We start from the raw sequence: 2,368 nt of genomic DNA, 5'->3' as shown, positions 1-2,368 counted from the left end.
GAAGACGAGGAGCGCAAGCTCCTGCACTCGGTGCTCGAACTCGGCGACACCATCGTGCGCGACCGCGGCCTCCAGCGGTATGCGGGGGGAGGTCAGCCCTGCGCCGCGGCCTCGGCGGCCTTCTTCGCGGCGGCAGCGGCGGCGTACTCCTTCAGCTGCGCGAGGACCGGCATCGGGTCCTGGCCGATCGCGGTGGGCAGCGTGGCCGCGATGGACTCCGCGGTCCACTTCTCCTCGTTGTACATCGCCTTGATCTCGTGCGGCTGGTCCCACAGCGCGATCTTCGGGCCGGCGGTCGTGTACACCTGGCCGGTGATGTCCTTGGCGTGGTCGGAGAGCAGGAAGACGACCAGCTCCGCGACGTCCTCCGGGTCGCCGATCTCCTTGAGCGTCATCGGCACGTTGGCCGACATGCGGGTGCGCGCGACGGGCGCGACGCAGTTCGCGTTGACGCCGTACTTGTTGAGGCCCAGCGCGGCGGAGCGGACGAACGACACGATGCCGCCCTTGGCCGCCGCGTAGTTGGCCTGCGCGACCGAGCCCAGCGCGTACACACCCGAGGTGAAGCCGACGATCGAGCCGAAGCCCTGCGTCTTCATGACCTTGGAGGCCGCCTGCACGACGGTGAAGGTGCCCTTGAGGTGGGTCGCGATGACGCTGTCCCACTCGTCCTCGGACATGTTGAACAGCATGCGCTCGCGCAGGTTGCCCGCGACGGTGACGACCCCGTCGATGCGTCCCCACTTCTCGACGCCCGCGTTGACGATGCGCGCGCCGCCCTCCATCGTGGCGACCGAGTCGGCGACCGCGATGGCCTCGCCGCCCAGTGCCTCGATCTCCTTGACGACGGCGTCGGCGACCTCGCTGGTCGGCTCGGAGCCGTCCATCGCGACGCCGTAGTCGTTCACGACGACCTTCGCGCCGTGGGCGGCGGCGGCCAGCGCCACCGCGCGGCCGATGCCCCGGCCCGCGCCGGTCACCGCGATGACCTTGCCGGTCAGGAAGTCACCCATGTTCTGCCCCTTCGGATCGGCCTGGCGAAAGAGCCTCGGATCGGCTCTGTCCCACGGCCCCATTGGTCCCTGGCATGGTCGCCGTAGCGACCATCGACTGCACCACCGATGCGCTGCCGATGCACTGTCGACGCCATGTGAGAACTGCCTCGCCCGACAGTATCTGACGGTACGTTAGTTTCTGAGGGTAGAGTGCCGCACCCCACAGTTGAGTGGCCTCGGACGAGTACAGGTGTGTACTACTCGCCTGAGTCCGTTCAAGGCTTGCCAGGAGGTCCCGCCATGCCCATGCCCGCCGAGTTCTACGAACTGGCCAAGCGCGTCAACAACTGGGGTCGCTGGGGCAAGGACGACCAGATCGGGACCATGAACCTGATCACCGAGGACGTCGTCAAGGCCGCCGCCGCGTGCGTCAGGACCGGCAAGCGCTTCTCGCTCGCCGTGGAGCTGCGCGAGGACGGCATCCAGAACGGGATGATCCCGGGCCGCGACAACCCCAAGCGCACCACCTTCCTCGTCAACCACGAGGTCTTCGGCCCCGGCACGGTCGCGACCAGCGACGATTCGGTCGTCATGGGCATCCAGGCCGGCACCCACTGGGACGGCTTCACGCACGCGACGTACGAGGACCGCCTCTACAACGGCTTCTCCGCCAAGGAGTCGGTGACCGCCGAGGCGGGTGCCGTCAACCTGGGCATCGAGAAGATCAAGACGCTGGTGACACGTGGCGTACTGCTCGACGTCGCGCGGGCCAAGGGCGTGGACATCCTGGAGCCGGAGTACGCGGTGACCCCGGCCGACCTGGAGGCCGCCGAGGAGCTCGGGAACGTCAAGGTCCGCTCCGGCGACGTCGTGCTGGTGCGTACCGGCCAGATCACCAAGTACCTGGGCGGCGACAAGGACGGCTACTTCTACGGCCCGGGCCTGTCCGTCCGCTGCCCGGAGTGGTTCCACGCGCGCGACGTGGCCGCGGTCGCCAACGACACCGTGGTCTTCGAGGTCTTCCCGCCGGAGCTGGAGGACGGCTTCATGGCGGTGCACGCGCTGCACCTGGTCGAGATGGGCATGCTGCAGGGCCAGAACTGGTTCCTGGAGGAGCTGGCCGCGGACTGCGCGGCGGACGGGGTGTACGAGTTCCTGCTCGACGCGTCGCCGCAGCCGTTCGTCGGCGGCGTCGGCACGCCGGTGAACCCGGTGGCGATCAAGTAGCGGTACGCGCCGCCCGGGCCGCGCGAACGGCCGCGCCGCGGTCCGGTTCGCCGCTAGGTCGTGTCTTCAAATTCTCGCCGGGCCCGCGAACCGTGGCACGCACGCTCGCCGCGTTGCGGACCTTGCCCGGCCAAACCCAGGCCGAG

At 69.0% G+C, this 2,368-nt stretch carries 2 protein-coding genes; one reads left to right on the top strand and one right to left on the bottom strand.

Annotation, left to right across the window (positions count from 1 at the left end; translation table 11 throughout):
- Positions 1 to 92 precede the first annotated feature (92 nt).
- On the bottom strand, positions 93 to 1,013 hold the full coding sequence (locus AB0C36_RS43000; protein ID WP_358365229.1) for an SDR family oxidoreductase: 921 nt from the start codon (positions 1,011 to 1,013) through the stop codon (positions 93 to 95).
- A gap of 282 nt (positions 1,014 to 1,295) precedes the next feature.
- On the opposite strand from AB0C36_RS43000, the gene AB0C36_RS42995 reads away from it, so the two are divergent.
- Positions 1,296 to 2,222: a cyclase family protein gene (locus AB0C36_RS42995; RefSeq protein WP_358365227.1), complete on the top strand. Its 927-nt coding sequence runs from the start codon at positions 1,296 to 1,298 to the stop codon at positions 2,220 to 2,222.
- Positions 2,223 to 2,368 lie beyond the last annotated feature (146 nt).

The organism is Streptodolium elevatio, from assembly GCF_040649515.1.
Lineage (GTDB): Bacteria > Actinomycetota > Actinomycetes > Streptomycetales > Streptomycetaceae > Yinghuangia > Yinghuangia elevatio.
The sequence above is the reverse complement of the archived record's forward strand: the minus strand, read 5'-3'. Positions and strand labels throughout refer to the sequence as shown.